The sequence below is a fragment of the Pseudoalteromonas sp. RWi3 genome, assembly GCF_054960735.1.
This window is the reverse complement of sequence record NZ_JBHNYL010000001.1, coordinates 181,446-204,383: the sequence shown is the minus strand read 5'-3', so window position 1 is coordinate 204,383 and position 22,938 is coordinate 181,446. Positions and strand designations below refer to the sequence as shown.

Sequence of the window (22,938 nt, the reverse complement as noted above, 5' to 3'; positions counted from 1 at the left end):
ATGACTTACCCGTGGCTCAACGAAATTGAACAACAACTCAGTACCAGCTTTGCTGCTGGGCGGTTTCATCATGGTCAATTATTTAATGGTCAACAAGGTGTTGGTAAAACAGCTTTAGTTGACCAGCTTGCTAATGCATTATTGTGCCAACAACCAAAAGGTGTTCAGCCGTGTGGACAATGTAAGAGTTGCCAGTTGAATCAGGCAGGCACACACCCCGATAAATTTAATGTAGTAATTGAAGGGCAAAGTATCGGCGTTGATGATATTCGTAATGTGAGCCACTTTATGAGTCACTCAGCTGCGCAAAATGGCAATAAAGTAGTGATAATAAAAGATTGCCACAAAATGACCACAGCGGCTTCAAATGCACTATTAAAAACGCTTGAAGAGCCTAGTTCACAGCGTTTTTTATTATTAACGACTAATGCAGCATCACAATTGCCCGCTACAATATTAAGTCGCTGCACTAAAACAGATGTTGAGGTTGGCGATGTTCAAGAGGCTCAACATTGGCTTGCGTCTTTACAAATTATTGACTATCCATGGCTGCAATTATTTTATCAACAACCTTTGTTAGTGCAAGCGTGGCAGCAAAAGGAGCAATTAGAAACAATTGACCGACTCTATAAATTTGCAACTGAGCTAAAACAAGGTCATAATTTCAGTGCTTTAGTGGATATTCTTAATAAAGATAACGATCTAGTTCGGGTTTTTTGTTTATTTTTGACTGAGCAACTTAAGCAGCAATTAATCGCTGGCATGGAATTTGATGCGTATCAACAAGCGCAAAATGCTTTAAACGATTTTTATCAAAACTGTACTCAAGTGTTAGGACTTAATTTGTCTTTAGCTGTTTCGAAGTTGGCGTATTCACTTCGTAAATAACAATAATTAGGATGTTTTATGCAAGAGTTACTTGTTGACTTAGAAAATTTAGATGAGCTATACCGTTGCTATATGCCTTACCTTAAAACAGGTGGTTTATTTGTACGCACAAATATGCGTTACGAAATGGGACACTCATTGGCATTAAAAGTAACATTACCTGATGCCCTTGAAGACGATGTAGTAACAGGCAAAGTAACATGGATCACGCCTCAAGGGGCACAAAGTTCAAACCCACCGGGTATAGGTATCAGCTTTTTAGATGATAAAACTAACCTTAATGCGAAGATCGAAAAACTACTAGGGACTATGTTAAACTCTGGTAATCCAACTTATACCATGTAGTAAGCATTAACTGTGATTGTAGATTCTCATTGCCATTTAGACCGACTCGATTTTGATAAACTCGATTTAAACCTAGACCAAGTACTTGATAGCGCACGCGCTAAACAAGTAGAGCACTTTTTATGTGTCAGCGTCACGCTAGATCAATTCCCGAGCATGCTTGATAAAATCAAAAATTATAATGATGTATCGGCTTCATGCGGTGTACACCCACTTGATCAAAAAGATGCCCTTGATAAACAACGCTTAATTGATTTAGCAAGTCATAACAAAGTAGTGGCGATTGGCGAAACGGGGCTTGATTATTATTACGCAAAAGACACGCATATTATTCAGCAAGAAAGTTTTGTTGGCCATATTGAAGTGGCAAACCAATTACAAAAACCATTAATTATTCATACTCGCGATGCCCGCGAAGACACCATTAATTTAATGCGCGAGCACAACGCTGAAAAATGCGGTGGTGTTTTACATTGCTTTACTGAAGACTGGGACATGGCCAAAAAAGCCATCGATTTAGGTTTTTATATTTCAATTTCAGGCATTGTCACATTCAAAAATGCTGTTGAACTAAAAAACGTCGTAAAACAAATACCACTCGATAGACTTCTTATCGAAACCGACTCACCTTATTTAGCACCAGTGCCTTATCGTGGTAAAACTAATCAGCCAGCGTATGTGCAAGATGTGGCTTATTATATTAGTGAACTTAAAGGGATTAGTTACAAAGAGCTCGCAACTGCGACCACGGCTAATTTTTATTCTTTATTTAATCTAGCAAAACAGGGCTAACATCATATGAGCCAAGCACCACTTCCTCTACTTTTAATGGGGCCAATGGTGCGCCGCGCTGATATAAACGAGGTTTGCATTCAATTTGCAACCTCAAGCCCAATTAACTGCCGTATCGAACTTGCTCATTATGATACTTATTGTGAACATGAGCCTGTTCGTTTAGGGGAGCAGTTATTCTTACATTTCGTTATTATAAAACCTATTGGTATTGAATTTCCTTTTGATGAGTTAATTAGTTACCGATTGTTTGATAACGACAAAGAAATTGATCTCAGCGCTTTTTGCTACCCCAATAAAGCGACCCCAGAATTTGCAATCCCCAACACGCTAAGCCAAATTTTACACGGCTCGTGTCGAAACCCACATCACCCTGCTAAAGACAGCCTTGTTGCAGCTAATGACTTCGTACAAGCAAAGCGTAGTGATAATGGAATTGGGGTCGATATTTTACTGCTATCGGGGGATCAAGTTTATGCCGATGATGTAGCCGGAGCTATGCTAATAGCGATTTCGCGCTTAATCGATGTACTGGGTATTTATAAAGAGCAACCGCTCGACATAGACTTACCTGAAGGTTTACAACAACAGCTGTATCAGCGCCATTTGTATTTACCCAAAGTACCTTGGCAAAAGCGAAACAAAATTGGGGTAGGGTATTGGCTTAAAAAAGATGTCCCGCATTTTTCAAGTTTAAAAGCTGATAACCATTTAGTATTTTTTGAAGAGTTTATAGCACTTTATTTATTAAACTTGAGTCCAGCAGTTTGGCAGTTAATCGATTTTGAGGGCATTCATTACCAAGCGAGTACTGAGAAATACCAGCAAATATTTGATAATGAAAAAGCGGCCTTATCAGGTTTTAAAGACGGCTTGAAAGACGCACAAGTTTTATTTGCTAACGTACCCAGCTTTATGATGTTTGACGATCACGATGTAACCGATGACTGGAACTTAACCGCAGGGTGGGAGCAAGTTATCTATCAGCATCCTGTGAGTCGGCGTATTGTTAATAATGGTTTAATTAGTTATTGGTTATTTCAAGGGTTTGGCAACGATGCAGGAAGTAAAACCAAGAGCCTTCTAAAACCATTTCAACAAAGTTTTACTAATGACCAGCAATGGCAATTTAAGCCATTTGATAAAACTATTTTAGAGTTTAATCATTGGCATTATGAGCTCAATACCGTACCCAAAGTTGTGGTGCTTGATACGCGTACCCATCGTTGGCGCAACGAGCAAAACTTTAATGAACCATCAGGTTTATTAGATTGGGAGCGCCTAACAGAGCTTGAAGACAGTTTATTAACTCATGAGCAAGTTATTATCGTGTCGCCTGCGCCAGTTTTTGGGGTTAAATCAATAGAAGCCATTCAAGCAATGTTTAATATTTGCGGCCAACCTTTATTGGTTGATGTTGAGAACTGGATGGCGCATGAAGGCTCTGCAAAAAAATTACTCGATACCTTTCGCCGTGAAGACACTCCCAAAGAAACGCTTATTTTATCTGGCGATGTACATTACTCATTTTGTTTTTCCGTGCAAAAACGGTTTGGCAAACACCCTAATCGTATATGGCAACTCACCGCCAGCGGGATTAAAAATGAATTCCCACGTAAGTTAATTAATATTCTCGACAAGCTCGATTCAATTTTATATGCCCCCAAAAGCCCTCTCAACTTTTTTACCAAACGTTGGCAAATGGAAGTTGATAAACACCAAACAGTAGGCGAAGGTCAAAAATACTTAGTAAGCGACTCCGCAATAAGCTTAATTAGCTTAGAACAAGGCAACCTTGATAAATATGAGCTAATTCATGGTGATGGCCATATCACCGAGTTCGATTTAGAGCATTAAATCTCATTTCTGTGCTGTTTAATATAATCCGCAACTTCGCTCACAGTGCCTAACCAGTATCCATTTTTTGGGTCTTTAATATAGCTGATTAGTTGCTCAAGCACTTTTTTATCAGTGGTGTATTGGTCGCCTTCACCTATCTCATGTCCTGCTAAAATCAACCAGCTGTTATTACCTCGAAGTTGCTCTAGCATTGCTATGATTTCATCAAAACGCAGGCCATCAATTTTTAGACTCGTTAATTGAGCAAAGTCGGTGAAATTTGGGTTGTTTGCTGTTTCATCTAGCCAAGTACGGCCGGTATCAAAGTGCTTAGCAATCAACGGCACATAGCTTTGCGTGTTTTTACCACGCCCAACAAAGGTATTACCACACGGGTAGGCAAACGCGCGAGGAGTAACCCCTAAATTCGCTTTTAAGTACACTTGCGCATCTAAAATATCTTTTTCTAGCCATTTTAGTGTGGCTTGTTCAAGGGAAAGATTTTGTTGTCGAAGCCATTCAAAATTACCTGTGCATAAATGTGAACTTGTATGGTTGGCAATTTCGTGACCAGATACCACTGCTTTTTTCCATTTTGTTAGTCGCTCTTTAACATTAAAAGGTGAGACATAAAATGTGGCTTTAACATTATGCTTATCTAAAATTGCTAAACCTGTATCAACTTGACTGTGGCGGGCGTCATCAAAGGTAATGCTGATAGCATTTTGGGCTTGAGCAGGGTAATCAAAGCCAACATAGTTATTTGCAGCGGCTACATTATTAACAAAAAAAAGTGCAGAAGACATTAAGAGTAATTTTTTAAACATATTTGTTTCCTTTTTTCTTTTATGGAAACAAATTTATCAGCTTAAAGAAATACTACTTAAGGATATTTAAGTTAAAAAAATGCCCAGAACGAATCCGCATTGTTCTGGGCTTAGGGGTGGCTCTTAGTGAGCCTGCGCTAACTTTAAAAAACACCTTCTATTCGTTAAGGGAGAAGTAGAAAGTATTAGTAAGTGTAGTTAACAAATGTAAAAACCCCCAATAATTGATGTATTTTTATACTATTTGAAAAACAATAGCTTGGTTGAAAAAACAGTTAATTTAAATTTTAATGCATAATTTATAATCAACTTACTCACAGCTTATGCCTACCAAACGATTAGTTGACTATTTTGTACCAAATCTCGTGGTAGTGAGTTTTTAATTTTGTTTTTTTGCCATTTACCTAAACCAATGGGGCAACCACACAAAGTTAATACCACCTCATCAGTTGCGTTTGTTACCTCAGCTAAGCGAATGTCTTTACCCTGAAAGTAGTCGTTTGCTTGCTGATCTGATAAGGCATAGGTGTTTTTAATACAATGCCCACCGAACACGGTGGCAAATTCGTGTGTCAGCCTTACACCGTTTTTATGAATCATACCTAACTGAATTCCTAAGCGTGAATATTTGATTTTATTTTCAATTTCGTTAAACCCGTCAGGGAATAGCCAAAGCTCTTTATCACGCTGCATTAAGGTCCCAGGTAGTGAAGTTATACCAAACTGCTTTTTTATAGTCGTGGTAAAATTCTGGCTGGCTTTTTTATCAAATGACTGAAAAGGGAAAGCCCCTTTTTTTATTTTTTGATTCGAATTATCAACACTTGCAACCTTTTTAAACTTAGCGATAAAAAAACCTTCGCTGTCGAAAGTTTGCGGCCAAACGTGTAAATAACCTTCTTCAGTGGTTGCTTGCTCTGCGTTTGGAAATAAGTTTGCTAGGCTTTGGACTTCAATAGAGTCAGGAAATTGTTCAAGTAGGTAATCACACACTTGTTGGTTTTCAAGCGGTGTTAAAGTACAGGTTGAATAAACTAATGTGCCGCCAGGTTTAAGGGCGTAAAAAGCACTTTTTATCAACGCTTTTTGCACTTTAGCAATATCAATATTCGACTCGATTGACCAATTCTTTAAGGCATCAGCGTCTTTACGTACCGTGCCTTCACCCGAGCAAGGAGCATCGAGTAATATGCTATCAAAGCACTCGAACATGTAATCACCAAATACAACGCCATCAAAATGTGAGAGGGCACAATTACCTACGCCCATGCGCTTTAACGTAGCACTAAGCACTTTTAAACGAGATGACGATAGCTCATTCGCAACAAGCACACCCTGATTATTCATCAGTGCTGATAATTGCGATGTTTTTGAACCTGGTGCTGAGGCCATGTCGAGTACATGGGTGGCATCAAGGAGTGACTCTTTAAGTGCCATAGGTGGTAGCATTGAACTGGCTTCTTGTACATACATTGCGCCACTTAAATGTAAGTCAGTATTACCAAGTGCAAGGGCATTCTCTTCATCTGCTGGGCGCTCTAGCCAAAAGCCATCTTCACACCAAGGAATTTGAGTTAACTGCCAACCTTTTTGTTTTGCCGCGAGTTTAAACTCTTCAACCGACATTTTTAATGTATTAACACGCACAGACTTACGAAGTGGCTTACGACACGCATTAATAAAGTCGTTTAGTGTTAAGTGCGCAGGTAAGTAACTAGCTACGTCATCTATAAAGTGTTGAGGAATAAACGTGTTGGCGTTCAAGGCTATGCTCGCGAAGAAAAATAATGGCATATTCTATCATTTTCACTGCACACCTATAAACATAAATTTAGCCTCAAGACTTGTCGACACTTAATGGTTAAAATCCAGCCTTTAGATGTTTTAAGTAGTATTTACTTTATTTATGTCGACAATAATTAATTTTTAGCCCTATTTTTGTTAATTTAAGGTTGACACAATTTTATATAAGGACCATAGTGTATCCATAAATTGTCGACAATCTTGAAGAAGTACCCAATGACCCTAGACGCTTTTAGCAACACACTTATTACTACCGCATCTGATCAGGTGTTTGTTGATATGCGCCGAGAGATTGTTGAAGGCAGTATTGAGCAAGGCAGTAAAATTTCAGAGCCAGAGCTTGCCAAGCGTTACGGGGTAAGCCGTGCAACATTGCGTGAAGCTTTAAATCGATTAGAGAGTTGTTACCTTGTTGAGCGTAAAGCCAATGTAGGGTGTCGCGTTGTGGCTTTAACAGCAGAGCGATTAATCGAAGTCTATCAAGTTCGCAGTGCTCTTGAGGGCTTAGCGTGCCGGCTTGCTGCCGACAATATGGCCGCTGATGAAGTGCAAAGCTTAAAACAATTACTCAACCAGCATTTACAAACACAGCGAGTAAAAGAAGGCGAGTCTTATTACCAAGAAGCGGGCGATTTAGATTTTCACTACCGCATTATCAAAGCCAGTAAGAACGAGCACCTTATTCATTTATTAAGTAACGGTTTATACCAACTAATTCGCATGTATCGTGTGCAAATGGGCATGGTTGGGCCACGGGTGTCTAAAGCGTTTGATGAACATTTAGCCATTATTAATGCCATTGAAAACCATGATGGTGAATTGGCTGAGTTATTAATGAAGCGCCATATCAGTGCCTCACAATCCAATATTCAAGCAAAGTTTGATAGATACCAATCAATGTAGGTATTAATAGCAGCACAAAAGAAGGCTGCGCAGTAATTTAAGACAGTCAAACTGTCATAGAAAGTATTTAAAAATAAACGCTGCCTCGAGCAGTTACCGTTCAAAGGAGACAGCAATGTCAGCAGGATCAAAGTTTAAACAGGCGATAGCAAACAACCAGCCACTACAAGTAGTAGGGACTATCAATGCTTATACAGCCATGATGGCTGAAAAAATGGGTCACCAAGCAATTTATTTATCGGGCGCCGGAGTCGCGAATGCCTCTTACGGCATGCCTGATTTAGGCATGACTAGCCTTGATAACGTGCTTGAAGATATTCGCCGTATTACCGGTGCTAGTGATTTACCTTTGTTAGTGGATGCCGATACAGGTTGGGGCGGCGCATTTAATATTGCCCGTACCGTGAAAGAAATGACCAAAGCGGGTGCTGCGGGATTTCATATTGAAGACCAAGTAGCACAAAAGCGTTGTGGTCATCGCCCAAATAAAGAGATCGTAAGCCAAAGCGAAATGGTTGACCGCATAAAAGCAGCGGTTGATGCTAAAACCGATAGCGATTTTTACATTATGGCGCGCACTGATGCGTTTCAAAAAGAAGGCTTAAACGCTGCTATTGACCGTGCTGCGGCCTGTGTTGAAGCGGGCGCTGATGCCATTTTTGCTGAAGCCGTGCATGACCTTGCTGATTACCAAGCATTTAGTAAAGCGATTAATGTGCCGATTTTAGCCAACATTACCGAGTTTGGCCAAACCCCAATTTACACCAAAGAGCAGTTAAGTGATGTTGGCGTGCAAATGGTGCTTTACCCGTTAAGTGCGTTTAGAGCGATGAATAAAGCGGCGTTAAACGTGTATTCAGCTATTTTGAATGAAGGCTCCCAACAAAGCCAAATTGAGAACATGCAAACGCGTGCTGAGCTTTATGACTTTTTAGATTATCACACGTATGAAAACACCCTTGATAACCTTTTTTCAGCAAAATCTGACAAATAATAAAAAATTCAACAGGAGACAAATCATGGTAGATAAAGCATTAGGTGGCGCAGGCTTACGCGGACAAGTAGCAGGACAAACGGCATTATGTACAGTAGGGCAAACAGGCTCAGGTTTAACTTACTGTGGATACGACATTAGCGAACTGGCTGAAAAAGCGCAGTTTGAAGAAGTGTCATTTTTACTTTCACGCGGCGAGCTGCCAACCACAACAGAGCTGGCTGATTATAAAGCTAAACTTAAAAGTTTACGCGGTTTACCTGAAGCACTTAAAACAGTGCTTGAGAACATCCCTAAAGACGCACATCCAATGGATGTAATGCGCACAGGTTGCTCTATGTTAGGTAACCTTGAAATGGAAAACGATTTTAGCGAAGCAAACGATGCAATCGACCGTATGGTCGCTATTTTTCCAAGTGTTATTTGTTATTGGTACCGCTTTACTCATGATGGTGTTCGCATTGAAACACAAACTGATGATGACTCAGTAGGCGCGCATTTCTTAACAATGTTACACGACAAAGCACCATCAGAGCTGTTTGAACAAGTTATGAATGTGTCACTTATTTTATACGCAGAGCATGAATTTAATGCATCAACCTTTACTGGACGTGTATGTGCTTCAACGTTATCTGATATTCATTCGTGTGTTACCGGCGCAATTGGTACTTTACGTGGGCCATTACACGGTGGTGCAAATGAAGCTGCTATGGATTTGATTGAGAGCTTTACTAGTGCTGATCAAGCTGAAGACGCACTGATGGGGATGCTTGAACGTAAAGATAAAATTATGGGGTTTGGTCATGCGATTTACCGCGAGTCAGATCCGCGTAATGTTATTATTAAAAAATGGTCTGAAAAATTAGCGACAGAAGTGGGTGACGATGTACTTTACCCAGTATCAGTTCGCTGTGAAGAAGTAATGTGGCGTGAGAAGAAGTTATTCTGTAATGCTGACTTTTTCCATGCATCGGCGTACCACTTTATGGGTATTCCTACTAAGTTGTTCACGCCTATCTTTGTAATGAGCCGAGTAACCGGTTGGACTGCTCACGTAAAAGAGCAACGTGCGAATAACCGTATTATTCGCCCAAGTGCTGATTACACAGGACCAGATGCGCGCAGCTACACGCCAATTGAATCAAGATAAACATATAGTCCATACAAAGGTGAGTTACCAACTCACCTTTTACGGCTTTAGCAAATTATGCAAACAATACACCTTCAAATCTAAAGCCTGTCTTGATTAACCCCGTCACCAAATTAGCGAATTTATTATGACCATTATTAATAACACCCAATACCGTAAGCCATTACCAGGCTCAAATGTAGATTACTACGATACCCAAGCAGCGGTAGATGCCATTAAGCCAGGCGCATACGCCACACTGCCTTACAGTTCGCGTGTATTTGCCGAAAACTTAGTGCGCCGCTGTGAACCCGATATGCTAACCGATGCGCTTAGCCAAATAATTGAGCGCAAGCAAGATTTAGACTTTCCGTGGTATCCAGCACGCGTTGTATGTCACGACATTCTAGGGCAAACAGCTCTAGTTGATTTAGCGGGTCTGCGCGACGCTATTGCTGCGAAAGGCGGCGATCCTGCAAAAGTAAACCCGGTTGTACCTACTCAACTGATTGTTGACCATTCATTAGCTGTTGAGCACGCAGGCTTTGATCCTGAAGCGTTTGAGAAAAACCGCGCCATTGAAGACAGACGCAACGATGACCGTTTTCATTTTATAAACTGGACTAAAACTGCTTTTAAAAATATTGATGTGATCCCGCCGGGCAATGGCATCATGCATCAAATTAACCTTGAAAAAATGTCGCCGGTTATTCAAAACCGTGATGGTATTGCATTCCCTGACACTTTAGTAGGTACCGACAGCCATACACCGCATGTTGATGCATTAGGTGTTATTGCTGTTGGCGTGGGCGGCCTTGAAGCCGAAAGTGTAATGCTAGGGCGCGCATCATACATTCGTTTACCCGATATTGTGGGTGTAGAACTTACCGGTAAACGCCAACCGGGTATTACTGCAACAGATATTGTATTGGCGATCACCGAGTTTTTGCGTGAGCAACGTGTGGTATCGACTTACCTCGAATTTTACGGTGAAGGGGCTGATGCACTAACCCTAGGTGACAGAGCGACCATTTCTAACATGACCCCTGAATTTGGCGCAACGGCGGCTATGTTCTACATCGACGATAAAACTATTGATTACCTACGTTTAACAGGCCGTGATGAAGAGCAAATTGCACTAGTAGAAAACTACGCTAAAACAGCAGGGCTATGGAGCGACAGCTTAAAAACAGCGCATTACGATCGTGTACTTAAATTTGATTTATCGAACGTAGGGCGCAACATTGCAGGGCCTTCAAATCCGCACCGTCGTGTATCAACCAGCGATTTAGCAGCGCAAGGTATTTCGGGCGTTGTTGAAAATGAAGAAGGCTTAATGCCCGATGGCGCGTGTATTATTGCCGCAATTACTAGTTGTACTAATACCAGTAACCCGCGCAATGTAATTGCTGCAGGTTTATTAGCGCGAAATGCAAACGCCAAAGGTTTAATGCGTAAACCATGGGTTAAAACATCCCTGGCTCCGGGTTCTAAAGCAGTACAATCGTACCTTGAAGACGCAAACTTATTACCAGAGCTCGAACAACTTGGTTTTGGTATTGTTGGTTTTGCTTGTACTACCTGTAATGGCATGAGCGGTGCACTTGATCCTAAAATTCAACAAGAAGTAATTGATCGCGATTTATACGCAACAGCAGTGCTTTCGGGCAATCGTAACTTTGATGGTCGTATTCATCCGTATGCTAAGCAAGCATTTTTAGCGTCTCCACCGCTAGTGGTTGCTTATGCAATTGCCGGAACCATTCGTTTTGATATAGAAAAAGACATCCTTGGTAAAGATCAGCAAGGTAACGATGTAACCTTAAAAGATTTATGGCCATCTGATGAAGAAATAGATGCGGTGATCAAGCAAAGCGTTAAGCCTGAGCAGTTTAGAAAAGTATACGAGCCAATGTTTAACTTAACCGTTGATTACGGCGAAGATAACGACCCACTATACGATTGGCGCCCAGAAAGTACTTACATTCGCCGCCCTCCTTATTGGGAAGGTGCATTAGCAGGTGAGCGCAGTATGAGTGGTATGCGCGCGCTAGCAGTACTTGGCGATAACATTACAACCGATCATTTATCTCCTTCTAATGCGATTATGGCAAGCAGTGCTGCAGGTGAATACTTAACTAAAATGAATGTGCCAGAAGAAGACTTTAACTCATATGCCACTCACCGAGGCGATCACTTAACCGCGCAACGAGCGACGTTTGCAAACCCTAAACTGTTGAACGAAATGGTATTGGATGAAAACGGAGAAGTGAAGCAAGGTTCGTACGCGCGTATTGAGCCAGAAGGTGAAAACACACGTATGTGGGAAGCCATAGAAACTTATATGCAACGTAAGCAACCGCTTATTATTGTAGCTGGGGCTGACTATGGTCAAGGTTCGTCGCGCGATTGGGCAGCAAAAGGCGTAAGGCTTGCTGGTGTTCAGGTTATTGCAGCTGAAGGGTTTGAGCGTATTCACCGTACTAACTTAATTGGTATGGGTGTATTGCCGCTTGAATTTAAACCAGGCACAACGCGTACAACACTTAATCTTGATGGCAGCGAAAGTTATGACGTTAAGGGCGAACCAACACCAGGGGCAACCTTGGAATTAGTAATCACCCGTAAAAATGGTGAAGTGCTAACTGTGCCAATGAAGTGCCGATTAGATACGCAAGAAGAGCTTTCTATTTATGCCGCAGGCGGTGTATTACAACGCTTTGCGCAAGACTTTTTAGAAGCAACACAAGCATCATAAGGACATAAAACAGATGTTTAAACCACAAATTAAAGTGCCAGCGACTTATATGCGCGGCGGCACCAGTAAAGGCGTGTTTTTTAATTTAACTGATTTACCCGAGCCTGCCCAAGTGGCAGGTGAGGCGCGCGATAGCTTGTTATTCCGCGTTATTGGTAGCCCCGATCCTTATGGTAAACAAACTGATGGTATGGGTGGCGCAACATCAAGCACCAGTAAAACCGTTATTTTGAGTAAAAGCACGCAACCCGATCACGACGTTGATTACTTATTTGGCCAAGTCGCGATTGATAAACCTTTTGTTGATTGGAGCGGTAATTGCGGCAATCTCACCTCAGCTGTCGGTGCTTTTGCAATTAGTAACGGGCTAGTTGATGGTGCGCGTATCCCAAAAAATGGGATAGCGATAGTGCGAGTGTGGCAAGCTAATATTAAAAAATCTATTTTAGTGCATGTGCCAATTACTGATGGTGAAGTGCAAGAAACAGGTGATTTTGAGCTCGATGGTGTGACATTTCCAGCAGCCGAAGTAAAGCTTGAGTTTATGGACCCGGCTGACGCTGACGGGGCATTATTCCCAACGGGTAATCTAGTTGATGAGCTTGAAGTGCCCGAGTTTGGAACGCTTAAAGCGACGATGATCAATGCGGGTATTCCGACTGTGTTTGTTAACGCACAAGATATTGGTTACACCGGCACAGAGCTACAAGACGATATAAACAACGATGAGCAAGCATTGGCAAAGCTTGAGTCTATTCGTGCTCATGCTTCCGTTAAAATGGGATTGATCAGCAATTTAAATGAAGCGGTAGGGCGCCAACATACACCAAAAGTGGCCTTTGTTAATAAGCCAATCTCTTATATTGCATCAAGCGCAAAAGAAATATCGGCTTCTAATATTGATCTAGTGGTACGCGCTATGTCGATGGGTAAACTGCATCATGCAATGATGGGTACGGCGGCGGTTGCAATAGGCACTGCTGCTGCTATTGACGGTACTTTAGTTAATTTAGCGGCTGGTGGCGGAGCATTAAACGAAGTTACTTTTGGTCATCCATCGGGTACTTTAAAAGTCGGCGCACAGGCTAAGTTAGTCAATAATAATTGGCAAGTTACCAAAGCTAGTATGAGTCGAAGTGCAAGAATTATCATGCAAGGGGTCGTTCACGTTCCTCACAAATAATCACTAAATGTGCCTAAGAGTCCCTTGGGCACTTGTTACAACTGTTAATGAATGTAAACGAAAAGAGTTAATCTTGACTTACAAGTCTATTATAAGTGACCTCTGTAGAGGTTAGTGACGATTATCTCATCCTCTCAATTTTATATCCCACTGATTAATATGAATTTAATATTTATAAATATGTATTTGAATTTACTTAACCCAAGAGTGTAATAAAAATTACAATTTACAGTAAATTGTCATATATTAATGTTAAGTTTATGAAACTAAAATTTTAAACAGCTCATTACATTAATATGTACAGTTTGATACAAAATATTAACTTAAACGTTGGACTGTATTAATGTATTCTTAGCTTAAGTAATGCTAATTGCTAACAAGCGCTCAAGGAGATTTACATGGCGAATAGAATAATAAAATACACCCCAATTGCGGCTTCTGTTGCATTCACACTTAGCTTGGCAGGTTGTGGTTCGGATAATGATAATAAATACACAAAGCCGGATCCTGTAACTGTATACAATGCTGAAGTGACAACAAGCTTTAATACCCAAGTTTCGGGTAAAGCAGTAAAGGGGTCTCTAAAAAATGCACAGCTAACCGTTACTACGCTTAACGAGGCGGGTGAAACTGTACCCGTTGCTTATCGTTTAGCGGCTGCCGATGAAAGCTTTTCAGCTGAGTCTACAACGTCTCAAGCAGATGCTGATGCGAGTGCATTAGGAAAAATAGTTGCTTCTAACCCAGAACAAGTCATGACCTCTGCAAATGGTGGTTACACACTGTTTATCGAAGATACTTTTACTGGACCTCTGAATATCACCGTAACAACGGCAAAAGAAGGTGATGATAGCTTTATTAAGTGTGATTCATTTACTGGTTGTGGTTCTTATGATACTGCGCCAGATGCTTCTGAAGAAGCTACAATGATGAATAATGGTGATACCGCAATCGATTTTGGTGAGTGGTATAAAGATGACCTAGCTCTTCAAGTAGTTAAGTTTATCAAAGCACCTGAGGCTTCAGCAGAAAGTAAAGCATCAGGCCCTCGTTTTGCTGAAGGTGATGATGCATCTAATGGCACATACTTAGCGAACCTTACTTTGTATACAAGTATTGCAGCGAAGCTACTAGTTGATGATGCTAAAAGCGGTAATGCTGTTTCAGATGAATCGATTGCTGCGGCGAGTTTAAAAACTCTTATTCAAGTAATTGGACCTGATGCAGCAGTTAAAGCAGCAGGGTTACTGGGCGATATTTCATTAGGTGGTGCAGTTGACTTTACTGATATCGGTGAGGGTGATTCGTTAGATGCAGGAACACTTGCATTAATTCAAACAGCGGTTTCACTTCAGTCTGTTGCTGGAGCGGGTGCTAATGGTTCATTAAGTGATATGATTTCAAACCTTTCTTCAGCTGTGCAGGAAGGTAAAGTCGGAAACAGTGATAACGATGCCGTTAAACAAATTGCAGCTGAATTACAAAAAGCAGTCGAAAATACAAGTCTTATTTTTGCAGCCGTTGTGACAGGTGAAGGCGTTGATGAAGCATTTGCGAAAGTTGCAGAGAATTTGGGTATCACAGACCCTGAAGCCATTGCAAAATTAAAAGAAAATGCGACAAAAGCGGTTGAAGAAGTTAAAGCTAAAGCAAAAGAAGCTGGCCTTGATGAAGATTTAGAAGAAACAGCTAAAGAAGTTAAAGATTCTCTTGAAAAAATTGGTTGTGAAGAAAACTGTGATGTGGGTGATGATTTAATTGCTAAAGTTGCTGCGGAATTAGAAGCCTCGCTTACAGAGCAAACAACCTTATTAGAAACTGCTACTTTGGCTGTTGAAGCTGGAGTATCAGAAGTTGCAAAAGTGAAAGAGCTTGGTGATGCAGGGCTTGAAACGACTGATCAAGTGATTACATACAGTGAAAGTGTATTTGCACTTTCTGGTAAAAAAGAGGGTTATATTACACTTCAGACTGAGCTTAACGCGTTAGTGAATACTGCAGTTGGTATTGAGTCTTCAGCTTCAGATCTAGGTGATGAGTACCAGCAGTTAATTGATAATTCAGCTACCCTTGTTGCTTCAGCACGAACTCAATTAGATGTCATTAACGCAGTTATAGTTGGCGTTGAAGCGGAAGTAACACGTTCTAATGAAGCAGTTGAAGCATTAGGTATTGCTATTGAAGTCGCTAAAAATAATGTAACAGCAGCAGATACTGCTTTAAGCCAAGCTAGAACTTCTGTTTTATCATCACAGTCTGCACTACAAACATCACTAATCGCAGTGGAAGCTGCGATGCTAGATACAAAAGAAAATGCTGAGATTGCTATGCAGTCGGCTGAAAGTGCAATTACTGCTGCAAGTGCAGCTACCTTAGCTTCTCAAGGTCTATCTTTAGCATCTACTCAAGCAAATAGTGCTGCAAATGCACTTATAGAAATTGCTACAGAACAGTCTGATAAAGATTTAGCGCAAGCATTAATTGAAGCTGCGAGCGATAGCTCTGATTTAGCGACTTTGGTGTCAAATGAAGCAAGCTCTGGTTTAGCAGCAGCTTCAGAACTTAAAGCAAATGCGCAAATGACAGTTGATAAGTTCAATCTACTTGTTGAAGTTAAACTAGGAACAGACCAAGCTCGTAGTGCAACAATAGTTACTAAAACAGGTGGTCAGGCATTATTCGATATTTCAGAAGTCATCTACGACGTGCTAACAGAAGCATGGGATTACGGCGATGAAGGAACTGACGTTGTTTCTACTCGTTACCCTGATTGGACTTATAGTTTCGATAAAGACGATTTAGAGCTTAATTTAGAAAACACTGTAACAGGTGAGTCAGTAAGTGTTAATGGCTCTATTAATAACAAAGCACTCATTTTTGCTTTTGGCGGTATGATAAAAAGTGAAGATGGTGCGGTTATTGAAATCGAAACCCTACCAAACATGAGTGATGCTTTAGAAGATTGTGTTGATGCTTATTATGGTGCCATTTCTAAAGAGCAATCTGACTCATGTTTAGCAATTGACTTTGAAGAAGAAGTTAACTCGGATACGGCGATTGATGGGACTGTATTGGCTGTAAACGGTTGGAGCCGAGTCGAAATTATTGATGGTGATTCTGGTTTTGTGGGTACACTTTCGTTAGTAGGAGTTGACTCATATAACTTAGCAGCAATCACGGCTTCTGGAATAACTTCAGACCTTGATTTTACCGCAACTATTTCAATTGACGGTAACTATGAAGAAGATTTTTACGGATTAGAAATTCAACTACATACAGGGTTTGGTTACCAGATGTTCATCGGTGCTCCAGATGGTGAAGATTTCTCAGGGTTCGTGAATGCTGATTTTAACGGTATGGCAATGGAATTCGGACAGGTTACAGAAATAACAAATGGTATATCTGTTAAATATTTTGATGGTGAAGTCATCGACTATACAGATATCACTTTCTTAGATTCATCTAAGTAAAAGCAACAATAAGAGGGAGTGATTCGCTCCCTCTGACTAAAATAATAACAAGTGGTAAAAGTATGAAAAAAAAAATTCTCGCGTTAGGATTTTCAACATTATTAACCTCCCCATTTATCCACGCAAATAATGATTTCCAATTTTTCTCAACATTAGATTCAGAAGTTTACACTGAAGCACAACCGGTTAAAGCATTTATTGATGATTTTGATGCGCCACTCACATCTGGCGATAGTGCCTTTACTTACAACGTTTTTGAGTTAGGTGTAGGCTATGGCAATTTTAAAGTAGGTTATCAAAGCCGTTTCGATTATGTATTAAGTTTTGATCCGGATACTGCTCGCTATTTACACACAGAAAAAAATGATTTGCCTTTTGAAGAAAGAGATTACATTTATGATTTGGATGGCAAACAGTCAACAACCAATGGTTTATTTGTGTCTTATGATTTTAAGTTTTTAGAGTCTGATGCACTTAGCATCACTCCTAAGTTAACTGTATTTGCTAGCACGCACTTTCAGGACGCACAAGTACAAGGTACTGTCTACAGTGATGAAATCCAAGGTGCTTTAGAAGTGGATTACTTCTTTTCCAAAGATATTTTATTCAAACGTTTTACGCCAGACGAAAATCCATCAGGCGTAGGTTACAGTTTAGACTTAGCCGCAAGTTGGGACATCAACCAAGATTTATCAGTTAGTTTACTTATCCAAGATTTACTCTATGAAACGGAATATGAAGAAAGTGGATTTGTGAATGGCTATACCACCGAAGTGCCATTTAGTGAAACTGCAGATGGTGGAATCGTATCTCAACCAACTATTCGTTTATCTACTTCTGAGCTTGGACACGAAAAAACACACACTTTTGAAATGGCGACGCGTTTCAAAGCGTATATCGATTACAGACTGAGTGATAAATACTCTACCCAAGTTAGACTTAAACGCTACGACAAAGATACATTTGTTCAATTAAAGGCTGCGGTTCATTTTTGGGATCATTGGTCAGCATACACCGGATATGAAACAAACAGCGAAGCTGTATTGGTCGGAATCGAAAACGACTACTTAGGTTTTACTGTACAAACAGATCAATTAGATATCGACAAAGCATACTATGCGAATGTAAGTTGGTATGTGAAATTTGCATTTTAAGAGGCTAGTATGATAAAAAAAATAATTCCTATGTGCTTGCTTTCAGTGCTTGTAGGGTGTGGTGGTTCATCTAATGATGAAGCTTCAACAGATGCTATTTCATTACCTCAAACAACGTCTAAGGTTAGTTTTTATATTGCTCCTTGGCAGAGTCCTGCTGGTACATTAAAAATAACAAACGAGCAAACAGCACAAGTAACAACGATGCAAGTGGATGATATAAACTCAGTCACCCTAGATTTAACGAGCCTAGAGTTTCATCAGGTGGAGTTTATTTCAGACTCTACATCAATTCCGTGCCCGAGTTTTGATGGGTGTGGCAGAACGCTTCGTGACAATCCAAATGATGAAAATGGTAACCGACGACTTGATTATCAAGAAATGATGGATATACCTTTGGATTATGCCGCTAAATTTTTAGCTGCTCCGGGAAATAACAATGTATACCTTTCACCGGTAAGTGCACTAAGCAAAGCTGAAAACTTAAATCTTACCCTAGCCAGCTTGAGTGCAACTGAGTTCTTTCATCTTACTCATAGCCAATTAAATGATAATTTAGAAGCCGAAATACTGACAAATGCCTTAACATTTGGTGCGGTTCTTCAAAAGGCTAAGCAAGTTGAAGCACAACTTAATTCAGAAACCCCCCAAGTTGAGCAAGTAGCTGGATTCAAAGATAGCATTGAAGCTTACGAGCGTTACGGGCAACAATATCTAGCTGAAAATTTACTGAACGTAAAAGGCAATCAGCTTGTACAAACGGTTGCGGGTCAAGTAAAACAACGTATTTTTTCGCTGGCAAACGCAGATAGCCTAAAAGATACAGAGCAAACAGCACCAGCGCTGGACTCTCGCCAGTTATTAGATGATGTAAGAGATGCGCTTGCTGTAATTAGACTTCAAGAGAAAACGTATAGTGATGAACTAACTCAAAAATTAACGCAGGCTGAGACATTATTAAATGATGATTCGCAGCAAACTGTGTTGGCCTTTACGAATACCATGTTTGATGTTTTATCAAATTTCTCACCCGCCTCTAATACAGAACCTGGCATATACAAAATTGGTAACTTGGATGTTATTTATGCAGAGTCTCCCTTCACATGGCAGATATCGGGAGAATATGATGATCACCAAGTACAAATAGATATCAATGTTCCTAAGTGGCAAATAAGCAGCGTATTAGGCAACCAAATCAATGGCGAAATAAGTGCAAAAGTGACACGGGGCATGACCAAGCTTACCGTTGACGTTTCCGAATTAACTTTAGATTTCGATGGAACTGACGATCCTTTTAATTTTAATCAAGATGAAGTAACTGGCATTGCAAAAGTGACAACTACAATGATGCTTGGGAAAGAGGGGAGTCAAGTACAAGGTAAGATTACAGCTGATATTGATAGGTTTGTCAGTCCATTTGAGGAATTGTTGACTGTCATATCAGGTTTTGATTTTGAAGGTGTAATTTCTTCCGATATTCAAACGACAGGAATTACTTTTCAAGCAATTGAAAAAACACCTTTTATAAACGAAGAGACGGCAAATATAGCATTTTCTTTACTGTTAGATATGCCTTTAAATGGTGCACCTGGATTTAAGATGGCCTATGCTGGAGATATGAATAAGTTGGATGAGCTTAACAATGCAAACATATTTATTACGCTAGACCAACAGCCATTAGATATTGCTATTCGTCAGGTAGGTGAAAATACGAATGCAGTAATAAAGGGGCAATACGGCCGGTGGCTTGATATTAAGCAAAAAGGGCGTAATTTTAGTGGCGGTCTTTACTTTGGTGACACGCAAATTGCTGATGTTACCGCAGTAAGAGGGGCTCCTGGTATTTTATTCCCTGATGGTACTTTTGAATCTTTATTTTAATATAACAAGTAGATCACTTAAGCTATTATGTGATCTACTTACATCGTTCACTTGATTCTTTTATTTGTTTCTCAAATGTTCTGTTTTGCTTCATTGTTTCAATTTTTTTGTTTATAGCTTGTAATACTGATCTCCAGTTTGCTTTTTTCTTACTAACGGAGTAATGCAAATATTTATATTCTAAGCTGGGCATCAAGGCTACTAGCGAGCTGTTAATAATTTGTTTTTGATTGGCGGAGATAGGTGATTTTTCAACACTGGCTAGAAGTGAGTCAAGATCAGCTACAATCAAAGTAACTCGTTTACTTAATAATAATCTAGCGAGTTGAAATTCATTATTTACGACAATCGTTGCAATTTGATTATTATCAATGAATTTATCTAGTTCAATATTGTTTTTATAGGCTCTAACAACGCCTATGACTTCGTTTTTAATCGAATTGAGTGAGCCATCATACTGGATGTTGTTATCTTTTAGCGTAATAAGAGATAGATCCCCACCGGGAATTGGTGCAGATAAAGCCAGTACCTCATTACGTGTTTTATTTGGTACGTTATCAGAAGCAGCTGAGTCATCAATAAAATATTCTGGAAATAAAATATCAGCTTTACCTAACTCTGCTTCTCTTACTGCACGTGCCCAAGGGTAAAACTCAACATCTACGCCATATCCTTGTGATATAAGCATTTCGACAGTAACTTGAAAAACCCAGCCAAAATCACACAGAGATTCGTCAATATAGGGTGGCCAGTTTAAGGTTACTAACCTAAGCACCTCATCGGCATCTAAATTGTATCCATATCCATAATCGGTTTGTTGTCCCTTTACAGTTATGAGCTCATTATCTTGTATGAAACTAATCGCTGGGGGGGATGCATAAGTAAAGCTGGAAAATAAAAGTAAACACCATAAGCTTTTTATCACTTTAACCCTTAATTTTAACTATCAACTCACTATTTAAATTTTAGACTGAAATCGGCTTATAACAAGTTCTCGCGTAAGTTTGCTTTTTTTGTACCAATAAAGTAACGCTCCGACTATTTGAGCTAATATCGTATAATTTAAGGTTCTTAAACTAAATTCTACACAAAGAGTAGTAAATTTGGTACGACCGAGTGGATTCTAACCACCGATGTCGGCGTGGGGCATAGGGAGTAGTAGCGCTCTGACCAACTGAGCTACTGTCGTACAATATGAATACTTAAATAAGATTCATTACAGGGAGCGATAAATTTGGTACGACCGAGTGGATTCGAACCATCGATGTTGGCGCGGGGCACAGGGAGTAGGTAGCGCTCTAACCAACTGAGCTACTGTCGTACAATATGAATACTTAAATTAGACTCATTACAGGGAGCGATACATTTGGTACGACCGAGTGGATTCGAACCACCGATGTTGGCGCGGGGCATAAAGAGTAGGTAGCGCTCTAAGAAACTGGATTACGAGCTTACAATAAGTATATTTAAACTAGAACTATCAATGGGAGTAATTAGTTGGTACGACCGAGTGGATTCGAACCATCGATGTCGGCGTGGGGCATAGGGAGTAGGTAGCGCTCTAACCAACTGAGCTACTGTCGTACAATATGAATACTTAAATTAGACTCATTACAGGGAGCGATACATTTGGTACGACCGAGTGGATTCGAACCACCGACCTCTACCATGTCAAGGTAGCGCTCTAACCAACTGAGCTACGGTCGTACAATATAAATACTTAAATTAGATTCATTACCGGGAGTAATAAATTTGGTACGACCGAGTGGATTCGAACCACCGACCTCTACCATGTCAAGGTAGCGCTCTAACCAACTGAGCTACGGTCGTATTATAAATTTAAGCGTTGTTAAGTACTTAATACTTAACAACGGGAGCTAATATATAGCGTGTTTACAGGTGAATCAAGCTTGATTATTCATTTTTGGTTCGTTTGCCGTTTTTTTATTCATATTGGGCTGATTTCACACTGTTTATAAAAACCTTGCCACCAAACAACATGGTCTTTAGCTGACTTTTTTAATCGATTGAGCAAATTATCGGTACTTGTATCTAAAAGCAAGTTGCTTAAAGTATCCTGATTATCAATGCTATCGCCCCATAAAGTTCGATAGTAAGGCATTAATCGCTCAAGCGCACCTGTAAGTTGAGACTGATAAGGCTGAAGCTGCTCAAGGTAATACTTTTTAAATACATTACTAATTATCTTTGCTTGTTTTTTGTTTTTCAGTGGGTCGCAAAGTGCGTTTAACTTGATGTTTATCTTCAAAAACTCAGTTGCTAATTCGTTTAAATAGGTTTGGTTTCTACTCGCTGTAATTAAAGCCTGATTAAAATTAAAACGGTTTAATTGTTCTAAACTTTTATAAATGTGCTGGGTATTTATGCCCTGATAGTTACTGGCATCTATTTGTTCTTTAATCGTTGCTATACGCTTAAGTGCAACCTCTGTTTCAACTAGACCATTAAAATTGGTGCCTAATTCATAATGAGTAAGCTGCCATGTTTTTTTAAGTTCCACGTCGTTATACAGGAAGTGTTTAAAATGATTAGCTAACAATGCTTTTTTATCAATGAACGACGCATTGATTTGTTGATATGTATTTGAGGTTTCATCAAGTGTTTTTAAACATGCTGGTGCAGCTTTGATAAACTCTATCTGATAAATCAGTTTACTTGCAGGCGTTGCGAGTTTACCAAGTTGAGAATTGTGTTCAGCGATTAGCGTGCTTAAAGCGCACTTGTTAATTTGTGCTAATTGCAAAACACCCACACTGATCTTACTTTCATTCAATAGCGAAAACATAGGCTGGGGAATATTGCTTAGGTTGTCAGCTTTTACTAGCGGCTTTTCTACTGTATTAGACAAGCGCTCTTGATACTCTAGATGAATGTCGCGGGGTTGCTCGCTGCAACCCGCCATTAGAATTAGTAGAATAAATATAAACAGATTATTAGCGCAGAAGGTGTAC

Annotated in this window: 16 protein-coding genes and 3 tRNA genes; 12 read left to right on the top strand and 7 right to left on the bottom strand. The window is 40.0% G+C overall.

The window, feature by feature from the left end; translation table 11 throughout:
• From holB to ACFI4Z_RS00850, 4 genes are read left to right on the top strand one after another with little or no spacing between them, the layout of a single operon-like run.
• A complete protein-coding gene (gene holB / locus ACFI4Z_RS00865) occupies positions 1-888 on the top strand; it encodes a DNA polymerase III subunit delta' (RefSeq protein ID WP_462668941.1) in 888 nt (295 codons plus the stop codon).
• A gap of 18 nt (positions 889-906) precedes the next feature.
• The gene (locus tag ACFI4Z_RS00860) at positions 907-1,233 is read left to right on the top strand and encodes a PilZ domain-containing protein (protein ID WP_394191228.1); all 327 of its coding nucleotides are present in this window, start codon (positions 907-909) and stop codon (positions 1,231-1,233) included.
• Positions 1,234-1,245: 12 nt separating this feature from the next.
• A complete protein-coding gene (locus tag ACFI4Z_RS00855; RefSeq protein WP_462668940.1) occupies positions 1,246-2,025 on the top strand; it encodes a TatD family hydrolase in 780 nt (259 codons plus the stop codon).
• A gap of 6 nt (positions 2,026-2,031) precedes the next feature.
• Complete coding sequence (locus ACFI4Z_RS00850; protein ID WP_462668939.1) at positions 2,032-3,882, top strand: alkaline phosphatase D family protein; 1,851 nt, start codon at positions 2,032-2,034, stop codon at positions 3,880-3,882.
• On the opposite strand, the gene ACFI4Z_RS00845 is transcribed toward ACFI4Z_RS00850, so the two are convergent.
• Both ACFI4Z_RS00845 and rsmF read right to left on the bottom strand, forming a co-directional pair.
• Positions 3,879-4,691 (bottom strand): polysaccharide deacetylase family protein, encoded by an 813-nt coding sequence (locus tag ACFI4Z_RS00845; protein ID WP_462668938.1) that lies wholly within the window; start codon positions 4,689-4,691, stop codon positions 3,879-3,881. The genes ACFI4Z_RS00850 and ACFI4Z_RS00845 overlap by 4 nt on opposite strands.
• Positions 4,692-5,018: 327 nt before the next feature.
• Complete coding sequence (rsmF, locus tag ACFI4Z_RS00840) at positions 5,019-6,455, bottom strand: 16S rRNA (cytosine(1407)-C(5))-methyltransferase RsmF (protein ID WP_462669353.1); 1,437 nt, start codon at positions 6,453-6,455, stop codon at positions 5,019-5,021.
• Positions 6,456-6,710: 255 nt separating this feature from the next.
• Here rsmF and ACFI4Z_RS00835 point away from each other — a divergent pair, with 255 nt between their 5' ends.
• The 8 genes from ACFI4Z_RS00835 to ACFI4Z_RS00800 all read left to right on the top strand — a co-directional run bounded on the left by ACFI4Z_RS00835 (position 6,711) and on the right by ACFI4Z_RS00800 (position 19,966).
• Positions 6,711-7,397 (top strand): GntR family transcriptional regulator, encoded by a 687-nt coding sequence (locus ACFI4Z_RS00835; protein WP_462668937.1) that lies wholly within the window; start codon positions 6,711-6,713, stop codon positions 7,395-7,397.
• Between the two features lie 115 nt (positions 7,398-7,512).
• A complete protein-coding gene (gene prpB / locus ACFI4Z_RS00830; RefSeq protein ID WP_462668936.1) occupies positions 7,513-8,391 on the top strand; it encodes a methylisocitrate lyase in 879 nt (292 codons plus the stop codon).
• A gap of 25 nt (positions 8,392-8,416) precedes the next feature.
• The gene (gene prpC, locus ACFI4Z_RS00825; protein WP_462668935.1) at positions 8,417-9,541 is read left to right on the top strand and encodes a bifunctional 2-methylcitrate synthase/citrate synthase; all 1,125 of its coding nucleotides are present in this window, start codon (positions 8,417-8,419) and stop codon (positions 9,539-9,541) included.
• Between the two features lie 127 nt (positions 9,542-9,668).
• A complete protein-coding gene (gene acnD / locus ACFI4Z_RS00820) occupies positions 9,669-12,278 on the top strand; it encodes a Fe/S-dependent 2-methylisocitrate dehydratase AcnD (RefSeq protein ID WP_462668934.1) in 2,610 nt (869 codons plus the stop codon).
• Between the two features lie 13 nt (positions 12,279-12,291).
• On the top strand, positions 12,292-13,461 hold the full coding sequence (gene prpF / locus ACFI4Z_RS00815) for a 2-methylaconitate cis-trans isomerase PrpF (RefSeq protein WP_462668933.1): 1,170 nt from the start codon (positions 12,292-12,294) through the stop codon (positions 13,459-13,461).
• 398 nt (positions 13,462-13,859) lie between these two features.
• Positions 13,860-16,931, top strand: a complete 3,072-nt coding sequence (locus ACFI4Z_RS00810; protein WP_462668932.1) for a hypothetical protein — start codon at positions 13,860-13,862, stop codon at positions 16,929-16,931.
• A 62-nt stretch (positions 16,932-16,993) separates the two neighbouring features.
• Positions 16,994-18,085: a hypothetical protein gene (locus tag ACFI4Z_RS00805; RefSeq protein WP_462668931.1), complete on the top strand. Its 1,092-nt coding sequence runs from the start codon at positions 16,994-16,996 to the stop codon at positions 18,083-18,085.
• 9 nt (positions 18,086-18,094) lie between these two features.
• Positions 18,095-19,966, top strand: a complete 1,872-nt coding sequence (locus tag ACFI4Z_RS00800; RefSeq protein WP_462668930.1) for a hypothetical protein — start codon at positions 18,095-18,097, stop codon at positions 19,964-19,966.
• A 34-nt stretch (positions 19,967-20,000) separates the two neighbouring features.
• Here ACFI4Z_RS00800 and ACFI4Z_RS00795 read toward each other — a convergent pair whose 3' ends face one another.
• From ACFI4Z_RS00795 to ACFI4Z_RS00775, 5 genes are all read right to left on the bottom strand, one after another.
• On the bottom strand, positions 20,001-20,891 hold the full coding sequence (locus ACFI4Z_RS00795) for a substrate-binding periplasmic protein (RefSeq protein WP_462668929.1): 891 nt from the start codon (positions 20,889-20,891) through the stop codon (positions 20,001-20,003).
• 179 nt (positions 20,892-21,070) lie between these two features.
• Positions 21,071-21,155, bottom strand: a tRNA-Ser gene (locus tag ACFI4Z_RS00790).
• Between the two features lie 441 nt (positions 21,156-21,596).
• A tRNA-Val gene (locus ACFI4Z_RS00785) sits at positions 21,597-21,673 on the bottom strand.
• A gap of 46 nt (positions 21,674-21,719) precedes the next feature.
• Positions 21,720-21,796: transfer RNA gene (locus tag ACFI4Z_RS00780), tRNA-Val, on the bottom strand.
• A gap of 118 nt (positions 21,797-21,914) precedes the next feature.
• Entirely contained in the window at positions 21,915-22,889 is a 975-nt protein-coding gene (locus ACFI4Z_RS00775; protein ID WP_462668928.1) for a DUF3080 family protein, read from the bottom strand.
• Between the last annotated feature and the right edge of the window lie 49 nt (positions 22,890-22,938).

Excerpts from the sequence above, each read along its gene's own strand:
- ACFI4Z_RS00845 (WP_462668938.1), bottom strand. The coding sequence starts at position 4,691 with ATGTTTAAAAAATTACTCTTAATGTCTTCTGCACTTTTTTTTGTTAAT.
- prpF (WP_462668933.1), top strand. The coding sequence starts at position 12,292 with ATGTTTAAACCACAAATTAAAGTGCCAGCGACTTATATGCGCGGCGGC.
- ACFI4Z_RS00775 (WP_462668928.1), bottom strand. The coding sequence starts at position 22,889 with ATGGCGGGTTGCAGCGAGCAACCCCGCGACATTCATCTAGAGTATCAA.
- holB (WP_462668941.1), top strand. The coding sequence starts at position 1 with ATGACTTACCCGTGGCTCAACGAAATTGAACAACAACTCAGTACCAGC.
- ACFI4Z_RS00805 (WP_462668931.1), top strand. The coding sequence starts at position 16,994 with ATGAAAAAAAAAATTCTCGCGTTAGGATTTTCAACATTATTAACCTCC.
- ACFI4Z_RS00810 (WP_462668932.1), top strand. The coding sequence starts at position 13,860 with ATGGCGAATAGAATAATAAAATACACCCCAATTGCGGCTTCTGTTGCA.
- ACFI4Z_RS00800 (WP_462668930.1), top strand. The coding sequence starts at position 18,095 with ATGATAAAAAAAATAATTCCTATGTGCTTGCTTTCAGTGCTTGTAGGG.
- prpB (WP_462668936.1), top strand. The coding sequence starts at position 7,513 with ATGTCAGCAGGATCAAAGTTTAAACAGGCGATAGCAAACAACCAGCCA.
- acnD (WP_462668934.1), top strand. The coding sequence starts at position 9,669 with ATGACCATTATTAATAACACCCAATACCGTAAGCCATTACCAGGCTCA.
- ACFI4Z_RS00860 (WP_394191228.1), top strand. The coding sequence starts at position 907 with ATGCAAGAGTTACTTGTTGACTTAGAAAATTTAGATGAGCTATACCGT.
- ACFI4Z_RS00850 (WP_462668939.1), top strand. The coding sequence starts at position 2,032 with ATGAGCCAAGCACCACTTCCTCTACTTTTAATGGGGCCAATGGTGCGC.
- ACFI4Z_RS00835 (WP_462668937.1), top strand. The coding sequence starts at position 6,711 with ATGACCCTAGACGCTTTTAGCAACACACTTATTACTACCGCATCTGAT.
- prpC (WP_462668935.1), top strand. The coding sequence starts at position 8,417 with ATGGTAGATAAAGCATTAGGTGGCGCAGGCTTACGCGGACAAGTAGCA.